This window comes from Klebsiella sp. CN_Kp075 (assembly GCF_040065055.2).
Taxonomy (GTDB): Bacteria; Pseudomonadota; Gammaproteobacteria; order Enterobacterales; family Enterobacteriaceae; genus Klebsiella; species Klebsiella aerogenes.
On sequence record NZ_CM198050.1, the window covers coordinates 304,054 to 321,008 of the forward strand.

The following is a 16,955-nucleotide window of genomic DNA, read 5'->3' on the forward strand; positions in this document are numbered from 1 at the left end:
CTACACGCGTCCGCGAAAAATCAATTATTCTTCTGACATATCAACAAGGTATGCCCAACGCCTAAATTATCGTGGCGTTGTTCTACCCGGAAACCCGCCATTTCCAGATAGCGATAAAACTTCTCTACGCTGTAGAAACGACTGTTGCCGTTGGCCATACAGGTAAAGTAGAGCGAAGACGCATTCAGACTAAATGATGCTGCTTCAAACTTCTGCGCATCCCAGAACAGCTCCAGAATACACAGGCGCGCGCCGGGTTTCATGACCTGCGCGACGTTACTGAGTAGGGTGATAATTTGTTCCGGCGAAAAACAGTCAAGGAACTGGCTCATCCACCAGATATCCGCCTCTCCTGGTAAGGGGGCATCACTCAGCATATCCACAGCATGACAGTCAATGCGATGGGTAAGGCCCGCATTTTCTATATTTTCGCGGGCCAGCGCAATTTGTTGTGGCAAATCTAATAACGTAATCGCGATATTTTCATCATACTCACAGCAGCGCAGCGCCCACTTACCGGTATTTCCGCCGACATCGTACAGGGTTGCGGGGCGACTGGCGAATACATGTGGCAGCGCGGCGCTGAACGCACCGTCGGAATAGTAATGATCGAAAGCAAACCAGCTTTTACGCGCCGCTTGCGGAAGTTGCGATAATGCCGGGTAAATTGTTGGCCACTCACCAAAAACTTTTAAACCAGATGGTTTACCTTCCTGTAACGCATTTTCCAGAAAGAATAATCCCTGATAACAAACGTCCTGAGTAAAATCCATATTTACACGGGTCATCGTATCATGGAGTAAGAAATGTCCCACTTTAGCGAGGTAATAGCGTTCTTCTTTATAGGTAACAATACGGCCGCTTAATCCCATATCCAGCAAAACGCCTACAGCATATTCATTTCCCTCACAATTTTCGCTAATTGCTTCAAGGGTCGCGCCGCGTTTACCTTGCCGATCGAGATAACCGAGGATACCTGAGTTACGCAGACATAACGCGGTTTGAAAGAGCATGGGGGCGAAAGCGATGCGTTGCGCTTCCGTGATGGCATCCAGCGCGCTAAGAGAGTCCTGTTGATACACGTTCGGCACAACCTTTTATATCAATGTGAGGGGAACGGGCCAATACTGGCCCGTTGGGGAGTTTACTTCTGCAACGCCGTATTAGCGGCGAGGGCGACCTGAATATCTTTATCGAGATTATGTACCCAGCGATTATAGTTTCTATGAATCTTTCCGCCGGAAGCCATCAGGTTAAGGCTACTCACGTAATTAATAGAATAACCTGTTGCTGAGTAGTTAATTTTAATATCCGCGGAGTGGGCCCGGTTTTGTAAATGTCCTTTGATAACGCCAGGGCCTGCATCGGACATAATCCATTCACGCTGGACACCAGCCTGGAGAATAGCGCTTTTGACCTGAGCTTCAGTATGACCCGCGCTAACCGTAGTTTGGACCTGTTCGATCGGCGCGGTGCGCGCGCAACCCGCCAGCGCGCCGACAACCGTGGCGGCAACAATCCAGTGAATAACCTTTTTCATGAATACTCCCTATTAATATATTGGTTGAGAAAATACTTAGGTCAATGGCAAAAATAATAATGTCGTCGTGATGTCGTGTTTTTTATTCAGGTTGTTTATTAAATTTGCTTTACTTTAAAAATGTGACAGATAAATATCCTAATGTTATAGGAATGCTGATTTTAGGATAAAACGACGGCGCAGGTACGCTGCGGGGCGAAGTATAAGTAAATTAACTCTGCTTAATCAATGAATATCATCGGTAAGTTATGTCGTAATTTTACGACTTTTAAATTGCAAATCGCCGTTTAATTATTGGCAGGGTAATATTGCAGATAAAGGGCTGCTTTTTTGTACACGCCGTGATAATAGTGAAGCGTGTCGTATCAATTTGGTGGACCCCGATGCCTGAACCCGTCGCCGAACCCGTGCTCAGTGGATTGCGCCTCAATCTGCGGATTGTCTCCGTCGTTATTTTCAACTTTGCCAGCTATCTCACTATCGGCCTGCCGTTGGCGGTTTTGCCGGGCTACGTTCACGATGTGATGGGGTTTAGCGCCTTCTGGGCCGGGCTGGTGATTAGCCTGCAGTATTTCGCTACGCTACTGAGCCGACCGCACGCCGGGCGCTATGCCGACCTGCTAGGACCGAAAAAAATTGTCGTTTTCGGCCTGTGCGGCTGTTTTCTGAGCGGCTTGAGCTACCTGCTGGCAGCCTGGAGTAGCGGTTGGCCGCTGCTGAGTCTGCTGCTGTTATGTCTGGGACGAGCGATCCTCGGCATTGGCCAGAGCTTCGCCGGCACGGGGTCGACGCTATGGGGCGTAGGCGTTGTCGGCTCGCTGCATATCGGGCGGGTGATTTCGTGGAACGGCATTGTGACCTACGGCGCGATGGCGATGGGCGCGCCGCTGGGCGTGCTGTGCTATTCATACATTGGCCTCAGCGGCCTGGCGATGGTCATTATGGCGGTTGCTCTGGTGGCTATCATTTGCGCGCTACCGCGAACGGCGGTGAAGGCAACGAAAGGGAAAGCGATGTCATTTCGTGCGGTGCTCGGCCGGGTTTGGCCTTACGGCATGGCGCTGGCGTTGGCTTCTGCCGGCTTTGGGGTTATCGCGACCTTTATTACCCTGTTTTATGACGCGAAAGGCTGGGACGGCGCGGCCTTTGCGTTAACGCTGTTCAGCTGCGCGTTTGTCGGCACGCGGCTGCTTTTTCCCAACGGCATTAACCGCTTAGGCGGCCTGAACGTGGCGATGCTTTGTTTTAGCGTGGAGGTTATTGGCCTGCTGCTGGTGGGCTTTGCACAGACGCCGCTGATGGCGAAAGTCGGGACTTTCCTCACCGGCGCGGGGTTCTCGCTGGTCTTCCCGGCGCTGGGTGTGGTGGCGGTTAAAGCCGTGCCGCAGCACAATCAGGGCTCGGCGCTGGCGACCTATACCGTCTTTATGGATTTGTCGTTGGGGATAACCGGGCCGCTGGCCGGGCTTTTGATGGCGTGGACCGGGATCCCGACGATTTATCTGGCGGCGGCAGGGTTGGTGATGGCGGCGCTACTATTGGGTTGGCGGTTAAAAAAACGGCCCCCGGTGGTTGAACCGGAGGCCGCTGCATCAGGGCAATAAAATTAGTTAATGACCAGCGTGTTGACGATGCTTTCCGCTTCGGTTTGCGCCTGCTGCTGGTTGTCCGCTGGCAGTGTGACCTGCAGGGTCAGCAGTTTGTCATCGACCTTACCGAGCAGCACGGAAGACCATGCGGTCTGCCCCTTGGCGGAGATGATGCTGTCCAGCTGCTGTAAGGTGTGGCCTTTAATCTCAATAGATTTGTTAGACACAACCTGCAGCTGCGGGTCGCGGCTGCGCTGCTGATCTTCCAGACGTTTGGACAGCACCGCCAGATCTTCATTAGTGCTGTCGCCGACAATGACGATCACCGCTTTCTGGCCGGTGGCGTCGGAATAGACGTGCATATTGTTGGCCTGGGTACCGAGCTTACCGCTCTGATCTGCCATACCCGCAGGCAGGGTGAAGCTCAGTTTACCATCCAGCAGGCTAATCGCCTGGCCGCTGGTGTTGCTCTCTGCTGCTGCCCCGACGGTCGGCGCTTTTGAATCGCTGTTATCACAGGCCGCAAGCCCCATAACCAGCAGGCCAATACCGACATATTTAACCAAATTGCGCATTGACATCTTCCTTTCGATAAACGGCCATTAACGGCTCATCCGGTTATCTTATCACAACCGTTAGCGAGTACCTTTAACCTGGCTGCAATGCCGACAAATCAGATTTATCCGCCAGTCTTTTCAACAGCATATTCAACAGCACGCCGTACATCGGCAGGAAGAAGACGATGCTGATGAGCACTTTAAAGCAGTAGTCGACGGTGGCGATTTCCCCCCAGTGGGCGGCCATAAACGGATCCGGGCTGCGCCAGAAGGCGATGAAGAAGAAAGCCAGGGTATCGCTGACGTTGCCAAACAGGGTCGACGCGGTCGGCGCCAGCCACCAGCGGCGATTCTGACGCAGGCGGTTGAATACGTGGGCATCGAGAATTTGCCCCAGCGCATAGGCCATAAAGCTGGCGGCGGCGATACGGGCAACGAACAGATTAAAGGTGCCCAGCGCGGCAAAGCCCTGCCACTCGCCCATGTAAAACAGCGCCGAAATGCCATAGGAAATAATCAGCGCCGGGATCATCACCGCGAAGATGATGCGTCGCGCCAGCGGGGCGCCAAAAATGCGTACCGTCAGATCGGTGGCGAGAAAAATAAAGGGAAAACTGAACGCGCCCCAGGTGGTATGAAAACCAAAAATGGAGATCGGCAACTGGACCAGATAGTTGCTGGAGGTGATCACCAGCAGATGAAATAGCGAAAGCCAGACGAGCGCTTTCTTACGCTGTACGGTAGTAAAGGGATTCATATTGTGACCTTTTTATGCCCGTCATGCTTCACATCAATGAAGGAATCGGGAGCGGAACGTTGGGGTGAGGGAACCCAATTAAAAACGGCTGCATGATACTGCGTTGCGAGCGTAATGCAATGGTTGTTTTTCGCGCAAACGTTAACCTGGCTTGCGTACTGGCGAAGTGGGGGTAAACTAGGGCCGTTTTGTTGAAGTGAGATAAAAATGAGCGAACTTTTCTCCAGTCCTGACCATACGCTGGACGCCCTGGGGCTCCGCTGCCCGGAACCGGTGATGATGGTGCGTAAAACCGTACGCACCATGCCGGTGGGCGAGACCCTGCTGATTATTGCCGATGACCCGGCCACCACCCGCGATATCCCCGGTTTTTGCCTCTTTATGGAGCATGAACTGGTGGCGCAGGAAACCGAAGCCCTGCCGTACCGTTATCTGATCCGTAAAAGCCACTGAGCCCATCCCGGATGGCGGCGCGTTGCGCCTTATCCGGGCTACCCAACGGTCTGGAACCGTAGCCTGCCAGGCGCAGCGCGAGCAGGGAATACCCCCGGATGGCGGCGCGTTGCGCCTTATCCGGGCTACTCAATGGTCTGGAACCGTAGCCCTGCTAAGCGCAGCGCGAGCAGGGAATATCCCCGGATGGCGGCGCATTACGCCTTATCCGGGCTACCCGACGGCCCGCAACCGTCGCCCTGCCAGGCGCAGCGCAAGTAGGGAATATCCCCGGATAGCGGCGCGTTGCGCCTTATCCGGGCTACCCAACGGTCTGGAATCGTAGCCCTGCTAAGCGCAGCGCGAGCAGGGAATCCCCCCGGATGGCGGCGCGTTGCGCCTTATCCGGGCTACCCTACGGTCCGCAACCGTAGCCCTCTCAAGCGCAGCGCGAGCAGGGAATATCCCCGGATAGCGGCGCGTTGCGCCTTATCCGGGCTACCCAACGGTCTGGAACCGTAGCCCTGCCAGGTGTAGCGCGAGCAGGGAATAGCCCCGGATGGCGGCGCGTTGCGCCTTATCCTGGCTACCCAAAGGCCTGGAACCGTAGCCCTGCTAAGCGCAGCGCGAGCAGGGAATAGCCCCGGATGGCGGCGCGTTGCGCCTTATCCTGGCTACCCAAAGGCCTGGAACCGTAGCCCTGCTAAGCGCAGCGCAAGCAGGGAATAGCCCCGGATGGCGGCGCGTTGCGCCTTATCCGGGCTACTCGACGGTCTGGAACCGTAGCCCTGCTAAGCGCAGCGCGAGCAGGGAATATCGCTTCGACATTACTTTTTACGCAATAACCGCAGAGCGTTAGCCGTTACCAGCACCGTCGCGCCGGTATCCGCCAGCACCGCCAGCCACAAACCGGTCAGGCCGAGAAGGGTCGTGACGAGGAAAATCCCCTTCAACCCTAAAGCGATGGCGATATTCTGGCGAATATTGGCATGGGTGGCGCGCGCCAGCGAAATCATCTGCGCCAGGCCGGTGAGGCGGTTATGGGTTAGCGCCGCGTCGGCGGTCTCCAGCGCTACATCGGTGCCGCTGCCCATCGCAATACCGATGGTTGCCGCTTTCATCGCCGGGGCATCGTTGATACCGTCGCCGACCATAGCCAGCGGCGCATTGGCGTTAAGCGCCATCACCGCTTGCACTTTGTCTGCCGGCAGCAATCCGGCGCGGAACTCCAGACCCAGTTCATTGGCGATAGCCGCCGCAGCGCGCGGGTTATCCCCGGTAAGAATCACTCCTTGCACACCCAATTGATGCAGCTCATCCACCGCCTGACGCGCATCGTCGCGCAGGGTATCGCGCAGCGCCAGAATGCCAAGCAGCGTATCATCGCGCATCACCAGCACCACCGTCTGTCCGGCGCTCTCCAGTTGCTGGATCTGCGCCTCATGCTCAGCAGGTGCAGCCTTACTGGCCGCGCAGATTAAGATGCGGCTGCCGTTGACCTCGGCCTCTATCCCGGAACCGGCCAGCGCCCGCTGGTTGTGCGCAACGGGAATAGTCAGCTTACGCTGCTGCGCTTCGCGGGCGATAGCCTGCGCCAGCGGGTGGCTGGAGCCTTGTTCAACCGCTGCCGCCAGCGCCAGCAGGCCGTTTTCATCAACGTCGGCGGCGGCGATAACGCGGGTGACCTGCGGTTGGCCGATGGTCAGAGTACCGGTTTTATCGAACGCCACCTGGCGCACCTGGCCCAATTGTTCCAGCGCCGCGCCGCCTTTAATCAGCGCCCCGCGCCGCGCGGCGACCGCCAGACCGGAGGTAATCGCCGCCGGGGTAGAGATGACCAGCGCGCAAGGGCAGCCGATTAACAGCAGCGTTAAGCCTTTATAGATCCACGGCAGCCAGGCGCTGGCGAAGAACAGCGGCGGTACGATGGCAACCAGCAGGGCGACCACCATAATGGCCGGGGTGTAGATCCGGCTGAAGCGATCGATGAAGCGCTCAATCGGCGCCCGGCGCTCCTCGGCTTCTTCAATCAGTTTGAGGATCCGGTCAATGGCGCTATCGCCCGGTTCGGAGATAACGGTCAACTGTACCAGGCGATCGACGCTGGTGGCGCCGGCGGCTACGCGCTCGCCGGCTTTACGCTCCACCGGTACCGATTCGCCGGTCAGCGCGCTTTCGTCAAAACTGGCAAACGGCGATAGCAGCTCGCCATCGGCCGGCAGACGCCCGCCGGCGGCGACCTCAATCACATCGCCGGGGCGAAGGTCACGTTGGGCGACGGTCTCACGCTCGCCGTTGCGCAGGCGAACGGCGGTATCAGGTTTGAGCGCCATCAGGGCGCTCACGCCCTGGCGCGCGCGGCTGGCGGCCCAGCCTTCAAGCCGTTCGCCGATCAGAAACAGCAGCAGAACCATTGCCGCTTCGGCGGTGGCGCCGATAAACAACGCGCCGATAGCGGCAACGCTCATCAGCGTTTCAATGGCAAACCAGCTGCCGCTTTTAATCAACCGCAGCGCCTGGCGGGCAACCGGCCACAGGCCGACGAGGGTAGTGGTGACAAACGCCAGCTTGCCGAACGGATGGTTAAACTGCTCAAGCCCCCAGCTGAGCGCCATCATCACTACCAGACTCAATAACGCCAGGTTTTCCTGCAGCCATGAACGTTGCGGTTTCTCTTCCTGCGGCGCGTCAGCATCGCGCAGGGTATAACCCGCGGCGCGTACCGCGTTTTCGACCTGCGAACGGATATCGCTTTCGGCATTGACCAGCAGCTTCTCGGTGGCGAACAGCACCTGCACCTGGCTGACGCCGTCGATTTGGCGCACGGCGGTTTCCACCTTGCGGGCGCAGGCCGCGCAGTCCATACCATCTACCTGCCAGCTATAACGGGCGCCGTTGAGCGGCTGTTCAGCGGCGGCGGTTTCCCCGGCGCAGGCGCGATCGGTACAGCAGCTTTCAGCGGGCTCTGTCGCCGGGGTAAATTTGAATGACGAGAACTGGGGAACTTTTTTGTCCTGAGATTCTGGTGTCGACATGGCACCCTCCGGGTAATGATAATTTTCTCATTACCCGCAGGATACACTCTGGAGTCGACTCCAGAGTCAAGCAGTAAATTACAGATATAGCGCGCGAACGATCAGGAAGTGCCCAGCAAAGTAGAAGGCCGCGGAAATGGCGTTATCGGCGCGGAAGCGACGGCGATAGTGGCTAATCAGCCAGACGGCGTTACCCAACAGCAGCGAAGCGGCGCCAAGGAATCCGGAGAGCGCGGTATCGGTCGGCCGCACGAACCACAGTTCGCCCGCCAGCCACACCATTACCAGCGTCATACCGATAAAGGTTAATACCGGCATGCGCATCTCTTCCAGACGCGTCCAGATAATCGCCAGCAGCAGCGCGCCGAGCACCAACAAGACCAGCGGCAGCGGCCAGAAGAACGATAGCGTCATCTGGCTGGCGAACCAGATCGTATACAGCAGATGAGAGAGGAAGAATGCGCCGACCGCGTACATCACCCGCTGGCGCGGCAGCAGGGTTAACGCATCGCCGAGCAGCGAAGCGCACAGGCCCGCCAGCACCAGGTAGCTAATGGCGTTGAACATCGGCGCCTGCCAGGCTAACAGCAGCAACAGAAGCAGGGTGACCGGTTTAAAGACCCAGCGCTGCCAGGCTGGCCCACGATAGGACGCATCGACGTACAGCCATGCGGAGAAACAGACAGCAATAAACGACCAAAGCATAGTAAGTCCCTGTATCTGTTATCATTAAATAAGCGATTACGCTTACGGTACCGGATCTCAGTGTAGTGGTTTGGGCCAGAAGATGACAACGTTATTCAATGCGCGTTATCCTTATTCCTGATAATTCTTATGGGTACGCAAATGAGTAAAGTTCCGCTATTTTTTGTGCTGATGGTCGCGGTGATTGTGGTGGCGGCCTCGTTTCGCTACGTGCAGCAGCGCCGGGAGAAAATGGATAACGACGCCGCGCCGCTGCTGCAGAAGCGGGTGGTGGTCAGCAATAAGCGGGAAAAGGTGATTAACGATCGTCGCTCGCGCCAGCAGACGGTGACGCCAGCCGGCAGCGAGATGCGTTATGAAGCGAGCTTCCGCCCGGAAAATGGCGGACTGGAAGTGGTGTTCCGCCTTGATGCGCCGCAATACCACGCGCTGAGCGTTGGCGACCGGGGAATGCTGAGCTATAAGGGCTCTAAATTCGTCGACTTTGTTGCCGATAACTGAGCCCTCGATTAACCGTTACTTCTTCTTCAGCGTGGCCTTCAGCTTTTTCTGCCAGGCCACCAGTTCAAATACGCCGAAGATGAAAATACGAATCTGCTCAAAACGGCTCAGCGGCGGCGCATCTTTCGTTTGCGTCGCTTTCAACAGCGTCAGCTGCAGGCCATGCATCAGAATCATAAAAATCAGCGCCACGTTAACGAAGATATTCAGCGGTTTTGGGAAAGGTTGAAACAGGTTCAACAGCAAAAACGCCCAAACGCATAGCATCAGCAGGCGGCCTAAATTAATCAGCATGGTTTTCTCCTTGTGCCTCGCGTTGATACAGGCGGTAGGCGACCTGTCCGGCGACTTTTTCGCGATACAGCTGCCAGTTTGCCGGAACCGGCGGTAGTCCGTTTTCTACTTCGCTCTCGACATAAATCAGCGCTTCATCAGCGAGCCAGTGGTTTTTTTCCAGCAGGCTGAGCGTTTCTTCCAGCAGCCCTTTGCGGAAGGGGGGATCGACGAAGACAATGTGGTGCGGCGTGCCCGGCTGGCTGAGAAACGCCAGCGTGTTGGTGTTGACCACCTTGCCGTTGCTGGCTTTCAGCGTCGCGAGATTTTTTTGTAGCTGCTGCGCGACGCCGCGCTCCATTTCCAGTAGCGTGGTGCTGGCGGCATAGCGTGATAGCGCTTCCAGCCCCAGCGCGCCGCTGCCGGCGAAGCAGTCAAGGCAGTGGGCGTCGACCATCGACGGCGCCAGCCAGTTAAAAAGCGTTTCCCGAACCCGGTCGGTGGTCGGGCGCAGACCCGGGCTCTCCGGCACCGGTAATTTACGGCCCCGCCACTGTCCGCCGATAATGCGGATCTGGCCGCTGCCTGCGTGATTTGGTTTCTTCATCTCTTTGCTCAAGTCTCAACTTCCAGCCTGCTATTCTAACGATCGAAGACCATTGACGAAACCTTAATCCGGGGGCGGTGATGCGAGTTAAGTTAAGTGATAGACTATCCAACTAATTTCATCATTTTTTCAGCTTCTGAATCGGTTGTATCGAAGCTGCGCCATGAATAAACAGCGAGGAGTGTGGTCGCAAATGGCAAAAGAGAAAAAACGTGGCTTCTTTTCCTGGCTGGGCTTTGGGCAAAAAGAACAGGCTCAGGAAAGCGAAACAGAACAAAAAGTAGAAGAACAACAAGAGGTTGAGGAACAGACTCCGGCGGCGGAAACGCCTGCGGAAACCGTACCCGCGGCGGAAACGGTAAAAGAAGACCCGGAGGCCTTTGCTGCCGAGGTCGTAGAAGTTACCGAACAAGTTGTTGAGAGCGAACTGCCGCATCCGGTGGCGACCGAAGCCGTTTCGCAAGAAAACGTGGCTGAATCGCCGGTGGCGGAAGAAATTTCTGTCCCAGAGACCGCAGTTGAAGAAGAGCCGGTTGTTCCTGCGGTAGAAGAAAAAGTCGCTGAACCGCTGGTTGAAGAGGTGATTGCCGAGCCGGTTATCGCCGAAGCGGTCGCTGAACAGACGCCGGAAGAGGTTATCGTCGCGGAGCCTGAAGTCATCGAAGATGAGGTCCTCCCGGAAGAGTCTGAAGCCGAATTAAGCGATGAAGAGCTTGAAGCGCAGGCGCTGGCGGCGCAAGACGTCGAAGAGGCGCCGGAAGAGCTGGCGGAAGAAGACGCGGAAACTCAGGAAGCGCCGCAGCAGGAGCAGGAAAAACCGACTAAAGAAGGTTTCTTCGCCCGCTTAAAACGCAGCCTGGTGAAAACCAAACAGAATCTGGGTTCCGGGTTTATCAGCCTGTTCCGCGGTAAAAAAATCGACGACGATCTGTTTGAAGAGCTGGAAGAACAGCTGCTGATTGCCGACGTTGGGGTGGAAACCACGCGTAAGATTATTACCAATCTTACCGAGGGGGCCAGCCGTAAGCAGCTGCGCGACGCCGAGGCGTTATACGGCCTGCTGAAAGAAGAGATGAGCGAGATCCTGACGAAAGTTGAGGAACCGCTGAATGTTGAAGGGAAAACGCCATTTGTTATTCTGATGGTCGGCGTTAACGGCGTGGGTAAAACCACCACCATCGGTAAGCTGGCGCGTCAGTTCGAGCTGCAGGGTAAATCTGTGATGCTGGCGGCGGGGGATACCTTCCGCGCGGCGGCGGTGGAACAGCTGCAGGTCTGGGGCCAGCGTAACGAGATCCCGGTGATTGCTCAGCATACCGGCGCTGATTCAGCCTCGGTTATTTTTGACGCCATTCAGGCGGCGAAAGCGCGCAATATTGATGTGCTGATTGCCGATACCGCGGGTCGTCTGCAGAATAAATCGCACCTGATGGAAGAACTGAAGAAGATTGTCCGCGTAATGAAGAAACTGGATGTCGACGCGCCGCATGAAGTCATGCTGACCATCGACGCCAGCACCGGGCAGAACGCGATAAGCCAGGCCAAACTGTTCCACGAAGCGGTGGGGCTGACCGGCATTACGTTGACTAAGCTTGACGGAACCGCGAAGGGCGGGGTTATCTTCTCAGTGGCTGACCAGTTCAGTATTCCGATTCGCTATATTGGCGTCGGCGAACGTATTGAAGATCTGCGTCCGTTTAATGCGGGCGACTTTATTGAGGCACTTTTTGCCCGAGAGGATTAAGAATGATTCGCTTTGAACAAGTCAGCAAAGCCTATCTCGGTGGGAGACAAGCGCTGCAGGGGGTGACGTTCCACCTGCAGCAGGGCGAGATGGCGTTCCTGACCGGCCATTCCGGCGCGGGGAAAAGTACCTTGCTGAAGCTTATCTGTGGTATCGAACGGCCGAGCGCCGGGAAAATTCTGTTCAGCGGCCATGATATCAGCCGCCTGAAGAGCCGCGAGGTGCCGTTCCTGCGCCGCCAAATCGGCATGATTTTCCAGGACCACCACCTGCTGATGGATCGCACCGTGTTCGATAATGTGGCGATCCCGCTGATTATCGCCGGCGCCAGCGGCGATGATATTCGCCGTCGCGTATCCGCAGCGCTGGATAAAGTCGGGCTGCTGGACAAAGCGAAAAATTTCCCCATCCAACTCTCCGGCGGTGAGCAACAGCGCGTGGGCATTGCCCGCGCGGTGGTCAACAAGCCGGCGGTGCTGCTGGCGGATGAACCGACCGGTAACCTCGATGAGGCGCTCTCGGAAGGGATTTTACGTCTGTTTGAAGAGTTTAACCGCGTAGGTGTAACGGTACTGATGGCGACGCACGACCTGGGGCTTATTTCCAGCCGTCCGTACCGCGTCCTGACGCTGAGCGACGGTCATATGCATGGAGGCCATCGGGGTGAATAAGCGCGACGCAGTGAACCAGATTCGCCAGTTCGGCAGCAAGTTCGATCGTCTCCGTAACGCCACGGGCGGCGGCAACGGCGGACGCAATGCGCCAAAACGGCCAAAAGCGGCGCCGAACCCGGCATCGCGGAAGAGTAACGTCTTTAACGAGCAGGTGCGCTACGCCTGGCACGGCGCGTTACAGGATTTAAAAAGCACGCCGCTGGCGACCTTCCTCACCATCATGGTAATCGCCATTTCGCTGACGCTGCCGAGCGTCTGCTATATGGTCTACAAAAACGTCAATAGCGCGGCGTCGCAGTATTATCCGTCACCGCAGATCACCGTCTACCTGGAAAAAACGCTGGATGACGATGCGGCGGCGCGGGTGGTTGGCCAGCTGCAGGCGGAGCAGGGCGTTGAGAAGGTAAATTATCTGTCGCGCGATGAGGCGCTGGGCGAGTTTCGCAACTGGTCCGGGTTCGGCGGCGCGCTGGATATGCTGGAAGAGAACCCGCTGCCGGCGGTAGCGATTGTGGTGCCGAAGCTCGATTTCCAGAATACCGATTCGCTTAACACCCTGCGCGATCGCGTCTCCCGTATTCAGGGGGTCGACGAAGTGCGTATGGACGATAGCTGGTTTGCGCGCCTGGCGTCGCTGACCGGTCTGGTTGGCCGGGTGTCGGCGATGATCGGCGTGCTGATGATTGCCGCGGTGTTCCTGGTGATTGGCAACAGCGTGCGCCTGAGCATCTTCGCCCGTCGCGATACCATTAACGTCCAGAAGCTGATCGGCGCTACCGACGGTTTCATCCTGCGTCCGTTCCTTTATGGCGGCGCGCTGCTGGGTTTCGCCGGGGCGTTTTTGTCGCTGATCCTGTCGGAGATTCTGGTGATGCGCCTCTCCTCGGCGGTGACCGAAGTGGCGAAAGTGTTCGGCACCAAATTCGAACTCAGCGGTTTAGGCTTCGATGAGTGTCTGCTGATGCTAATCGTCTGCTCGATGATTGGCTGGGTCGCAGCCTGGCTGGCGACGGTGCAACATTTACGTCACTTTACCCCCGACTAAAAATTTTCTGGTATAATCTTTCCCTGCACTGAATATCTCTCTGCAGGGAAAGAGTCCCTGTTCGCCTCTTCCCTAATCTTTCATCTCCATGTCACATTTTGTGCGTAATTTACTCACAACGTTGCATGGAACTTGTGGATAAAATCACTGTCTGATACTACTGTGGGTGATATTCTCGTTGCTCATAAATGCTGGCATGTTTGTTGCCTGATGGGGACAAGATCATGTCAGACACTATCGATTGAGAGGATTTGAATGACCAAAGAAATGCAAACTTTAGCTTTAGCCCCCGTTGGTAACCTGGAATCGTACATCCGGGCCGCTAACACTTGGCCGATGTTATCGGCTGATGAAGAGCGGGAGCTTGCTGAAAAGCTGCATTACCAGGGCGATCTGGAAGCAGCGAAAAAGCTGATTCTGTCTCACCTGCGCTTTGTTGTTCATATTGCTCGTAACTACTCGGGCTATGGCCTGCCGCAGGCGGACCTGATTCAGGAAGGCAACATCGGTTTGATGAAAGCCGTACGTCGTTTCAACCCGGAAGTGGGTGTGCGACTGGTTTCCTTCGCCGTGCACTGGATTAAAGCGGAAATCCACGAATACGTGCTGCGTAACTGGCGTATCGTTAAAGTCGCAACCACCAAAGCGCAGCGTAAGCTGTTCTTCAACCTGCGTAAAACCAAGCAGCGTCTGGGCTGGTTTAACCAGGACGAAGTAGAGATGGTTGCCCGCGAGCTGGGTGTGTCGAGCAAAGACGTGCGTGAGATGGAATCACGTATGGCAGCGCAGGACATGACCTTTGATATGTCGTCCGATGACGAATCCGACAGCCAGCCGATGGCACCGGTGCTCTATCTGCAGGACAAAACGTCTAACTTTGCCGACGGCATCGAAGACGATAACTGGGAAGAGCAGGCTGCTAATAAACTGACTGACGCGATGCAGGGCCTGGACGAGCGTAGCCAGGACATCATCCGCGCACGCTGGCTGGACGAGGACAACAAGTCCACGCTGCAGGAGCTGGCGGATCGTTATGGCGTCTCGGCTGAACGTGTTCGTCAGCTGGAAAAGAACGCGATGAAAAAACTGCGCGCCGCTATCGAAGCCTAATCTTCGTCTTTCAGCGCCGTAGTGAATTGAGCCTCTGCTGTTTCAGCGGGGGCTTTTTGTTTATATCCCCGTCATACCCGTTTTCTCTCCCGGCGCGAATTGCCGCGACGTTTTACTTCAGTCACATAACTTTTACATCTCCTGCAAATTGTTGTTTCAAATTCTGAAAAATGGGGTATGTTTTGGCATAGTGTGCTGCAAAAGCGCAGGCGGCAGACCCAAATACAGCCATACTATTCTTGGTATGGGCTAAAAATCAGAATAATGCGCTAACAAACAACATCACAACAAATGCAAAAACCATAATAATGGGGAGCCTCAGGATGAATATGAAGGGTAAAGCGTTACTGGCAGGATGTATTGCTTTAATTATGAGCGGTTCCGCGCTGGCGGAAGACATTAAAATTGCCGTCGTGGGAGCGATGTCCGGCCCGGTTGCCCAGTATGGCGACCAGGAATTTACCGGCGCGGAGCAGGCGGTAGCTGATATCAACGCCAAGGGCGGTATCAAAGGCAATAAATTGCAGATCGTAAAATATGACGATGCCTGCGACCCGAAACAAGCGGTGGCTGTTGCGAACAAAGTGGTGAATGACGGCATTAAATACGTTATCGGTCACCTGTGTTCCTCATCCACTCAGCCGGCGTCTGACATCTATGAAGATGAAGGCATCCTGATGATTACCCCGGCGGCAACCGCGCCGGAACTGACGGCGCGCGGCTATAAGCTGATTCTGCGCACCACCGGTCTCGACTCCGATCAGGGGCCGACGGCGGCGAAATATATTCTCGGCACGGTGAAGCCGCAGCGCATTGCCGTCGTTCATGACAAACAGCAATATGGCGAAGGGCTGGCGCGCTCGGTTCAGGAAAACCTGAAGAAAGGCGGCGCCAACGTGGTGTTCTTTGACGGTATCACCGCCGGTGAGAAAGATTTCTCTACCCTGGTGGCGCGCCTTAAGAAAGAAAATATCGACTTCGTCTACTACGGCGGTTATCACCCGGAAATGGGGCAGATCCTGCGCCAGGCGCGGGCTGCCGGCCTGAAAACCCAGTTTATGGGTCCGGAAGGCGTGGCTAACGTTTCCCTGTCTAACATCGCCGGCGAGTCGGCAGAAGGCCTGCTGGTCACCAAACCGAAGAACTACGATCAGGTTCCGGCGAACAAACCGATTGTGGATGCCATCAAAGCGAAGAAACAGGATCCGAGCGGCGCCTTCGTGTGGACCACCTATGCGGCGCTGCAGTCGCTGCAGGCGGGTTTAAATCAGTCCGAGGATCCGGCGGAAATCGCGAAATACCTGAAAGGGGCGAAGGTGGATACCGTCATGGGGCCGCTGTCGTGGGATGAGAAAGGCGACCTGAAAGGGTTCGAGTTCGGCGTGTTTACCTGGCATGCGAACGGTACAGCGACCGACGCCAAATAAATTTAACCTGCGCCTTTCACGCCGCAGATGCGTTGTCTGCGGCCCTCAACCCCGGTCACTTACTGATGTAAGCTCCCGGGGATTTCGGGTCTTGACGCCTTGCTGCAACGCGAAATGCTGGGTTAAATGTGGGGGAGCCTTTCACGCTGCGGATGCGTTGTCTGCGGAGCCTTTCACGCCGCAGATGCGTTGTCTGACCCCGGTTGCGCTGCGCTTACCGGGGCTACAATTTGCAGGTAGCCCGGCTAAGCGAAGCGCCGCCGGGTTCTTCCTTGGTCACGCTGCGTTTATTAGGGCTACGGCCTAATGCCTAATGCTTTTCCCAACCATTCTGCTGGGCGCTGAAACCGAGCGCCTGCATAAATGCCGCCATCACGCCGCGGTCTTCCACCCCGCTATCGGCAACGCGCCAGCTATTGATATTCGGGTTATCGCTTAACGTCTCTTCCACTAAATATTGCCCAACGCCGCGGCGGCGGGTGACTTCACGCACGCACAGATCGCTGAGCTCGCCTTCAACGCCGCGCAGGGTAACGCGTACGGCGCCGAGCAGGCGTTCGTTAAAGCGGGCGGCGTAAATACGATGGTTTTCATCCAGCGTCATCGCCGCAGGGTCCTGCGACGGCCAGATTTTGCCTAAATCAATGCGATCCTGATCGCTGAAGTGCTGTAAACGGATAATGGTGAGCTTCATACGCGGCAATTCCAGTCAAAACAGATGCGCCAGTGTACTCAAATTTCTCGTTCGGCGGGGCGCTGTTTTCAACTCATTCATCAGGGGATTCGTTTTCCTGGTTGCGCGGGGGTAGCGCAATACATCATGGATCGAAAAATAAGCAGAATTTTAACCTGATATGTAGCGTTTTATTCCGCCTTATATGCCGTTATTTTATGCTGCAAACTGGACTTTTTTTTGTTTATCTTCGCCTAAAACCAGAATATTATCTTTTCTTAATCAC

General features: G+C 56.0%; 17 protein-coding genes. 8 read left to right on the forward strand and 9 right to left on the reverse strand.

Annotated elements, in window-relative coordinates; genetic code table 11:
• Window positions 1-20: 20 nt before the first annotated feature.
• Both ABLV78_RS01410 and apeA read right to left on the reverse strand, forming a co-directional pair.
• On the reverse strand, window positions 21-1,082 hold the full coding sequence (locus ABLV78_RS01410) for a methyltransferase (protein ID WP_045397037.1): 1,062 nt from the start codon (window positions 1,080-1,082) through the stop codon (window positions 21-23).
• Between the two features lie 62 nt (window positions 1,083-1,144).
• The gene (apeA, locus tag ABLV78_RS01415; RefSeq protein ID WP_045397034.1) at window positions 1,145-1,540 is read right to left on the reverse strand and encodes an ApeA family protein; all 396 of its coding nucleotides are present in this window, start codon (window positions 1,538-1,540) and stop codon (window positions 1,145-1,147) included.
• A 383-nt stretch (window positions 1,541-1,923) separates the two neighbouring features.
• On the opposite strand from apeA, the gene ABLV78_RS01420 reads away from it, so the two are divergent.
• A complete protein-coding gene (locus tag ABLV78_RS01420; RefSeq protein ID WP_047047907.1) occupies window positions 1,924-3,144 on the forward strand; it encodes an MFS transporter in 1,221 nt (406 codons plus the stop codon).
• A gap of 2 nt (window positions 3,145-3,146) precedes the next feature.
• Here the strand turns inward: ABLV78_RS01420 and ABLV78_RS01425 are convergent, their stop codons facing one another.
• Window positions 3,147-3,704: a DcrB family lipoprotein gene (locus ABLV78_RS01425; RefSeq protein ID WP_045397026.1), complete on the reverse strand. Its 558-nt coding sequence runs from the start codon at window positions 3,702-3,704 to the stop codon at window positions 3,147-3,149.
• Between the two features lie 73 nt (window positions 3,705-3,777).
• The gene (locus ABLV78_RS01430; protein ID WP_348865205.1) at window positions 3,778-4,443 is read right to left on the reverse strand and encodes a 7-cyano-7-deazaguanine/7-aminomethyl-7-deazaguanine transporter; all 666 of its coding nucleotides are present in this window, start codon (window positions 4,441-4,443) and stop codon (window positions 3,778-3,780) included.
• Window positions 4,444-4,650: 207 nt separating this feature from the next.
• Here ABLV78_RS01430 and tusA point away from each other — a divergent pair, with 207 nt between their 5' ends.
• Window positions 4,651-4,896 carry a sulfurtransferase TusA gene (tusA, locus tag ABLV78_RS01435; RefSeq protein ID WP_015703711.1) on the forward strand — a complete coding sequence of 82 codons (246 nt, stop codon included), beginning with the start codon at window positions 4,651-4,653 and terminating at the stop codon, window positions 4,894-4,896.
• 806 nt (window positions 4,897-5,702) lie between these two features.
• Here tusA and zntA read toward each other — a convergent pair.
• Both zntA and ABLV78_RS01445 read right to left on the reverse strand, forming a co-directional pair.
• Window positions 5,703-7,910, reverse strand: coding sequence for a Zn(II)/Cd(II)/Pb(II) translocating P-type ATPase ZntA (gene zntA / locus ABLV78_RS01440; protein WP_047047912.1), 2,208 nt, complete (start codon window positions 7,908-7,910; stop codon window positions 5,703-5,705).
• 78 nt (window positions 7,911-7,988) lie between these two features.
• The gene (locus ABLV78_RS01445) at window positions 7,989-8,615 is read right to left on the reverse strand and encodes a lysoplasmalogenase (RefSeq protein ID WP_015369312.1); all 627 of its coding nucleotides are present in this window, start codon (window positions 8,613-8,615) and stop codon (window positions 7,989-7,991) included.
• Between the two features lie 141 nt (window positions 8,616-8,756).
• Between ABLV78_RS01445 and ABLV78_RS01450 the strand changes: the two genes are divergently transcribed.
• Entirely contained in the window at window positions 8,757-9,116 is a 360-nt protein-coding gene (locus ABLV78_RS01450; RefSeq protein ID WP_047047915.1) for a DUF2500 domain-containing protein, read from the forward strand.
• Window positions 9,117-9,131: 15 nt separating this feature from the next.
• Here ABLV78_RS01450 and ABLV78_RS01455 read toward each other — a convergent pair whose 3' ends face one another.
• Both ABLV78_RS01455 and rsmD read right to left on the reverse strand, forming a co-directional pair.
• Window positions 9,132-9,410: a DUF1145 family protein gene (locus tag ABLV78_RS01455; RefSeq protein WP_015369314.1), complete on the reverse strand. Its 279-nt coding sequence runs from the start codon at window positions 9,408-9,410 to the stop codon at window positions 9,132-9,134.
• The gene (rsmD, locus tag ABLV78_RS01460; RefSeq protein WP_015703709.1) at window positions 9,400-9,996 is read right to left on the reverse strand and encodes a 16S rRNA (guanine(966)-N(2))-methyltransferase; all 597 of its coding nucleotides are present in this window, start codon (window positions 9,994-9,996) and stop codon (window positions 9,400-9,402) included. Before rsmD ends, ABLV78_RS01455 begins: the two co-directional genes overlap by 11 nt.
• A 193-nt stretch (window positions 9,997-10,189) precedes the next feature.
• Between rsmD and ftsY the strand changes: the two genes are divergently transcribed.
• The 5 genes from ftsY (at window position 10,190) to livJ (ending at window position 15,996) form a co-directional block, all read left to right on the forward strand.
• Window positions 10,190-11,740 (forward strand): signal recognition particle-docking protein FtsY, encoded by a 1,551-nt coding sequence (gene ftsY, locus ABLV78_RS01465; protein ID WP_047047916.1) that lies wholly within the window; start codon window positions 10,190-10,192, stop codon window positions 11,738-11,740.
• Window positions 11,741-11,742: 2 nt separating this feature from the next.
• On the forward strand, window positions 11,743-12,411 hold the full coding sequence (gene ftsE, locus ABLV78_RS01470; protein ID WP_015369317.1) for a cell division ATP-binding protein FtsE: 669 nt from the start codon (window positions 11,743-11,745) through the stop codon (window positions 12,409-12,411).
• Window positions 12,404-13,459 (forward strand): permease-like cell division protein FtsX, encoded by a 1,056-nt coding sequence (ftsX, locus tag ABLV78_RS01475; protein WP_015369318.1) that lies wholly within the window; start codon window positions 12,404-12,406, stop codon window positions 13,457-13,459. The genes ftsE and ftsX overlap by 8 nt, the downstream gene beginning before the upstream one ends.
• A 255-nt stretch (window positions 13,460-13,714) precedes the next feature.
• Window positions 13,715-14,569 (forward strand): RNA polymerase sigma factor RpoH, encoded by an 855-nt coding sequence (rpoH, locus tag ABLV78_RS01480; RefSeq protein WP_002920815.1) that lies wholly within the window; start codon window positions 13,715-13,717, stop codon window positions 14,567-14,569.
• Between the two features lie 323 nt (window positions 14,570-14,892).
• Entirely contained in the window at window positions 14,893-15,996 is a 1,104-nt protein-coding gene (gene livJ / locus ABLV78_RS01485) for a branched chain amino acid ABC transporter substrate-binding protein LivJ (RefSeq protein WP_015369319.1), read from the forward strand.
• 310 nt (window positions 15,997-16,306) lie between these two features.
• Here livJ and panM read toward each other — a convergent pair whose 3' ends face one another.
• Window positions 16,307-16,690: an aspartate 1-decarboxylase autocleavage activator PanM gene (gene panM, locus ABLV78_RS01490; protein WP_047047920.1), complete on the reverse strand. Its 384-nt coding sequence runs from the start codon at window positions 16,688-16,690 to the stop codon at window positions 16,307-16,309.
• Window positions 16,691-16,955: the final 265 nt, after the last annotated feature.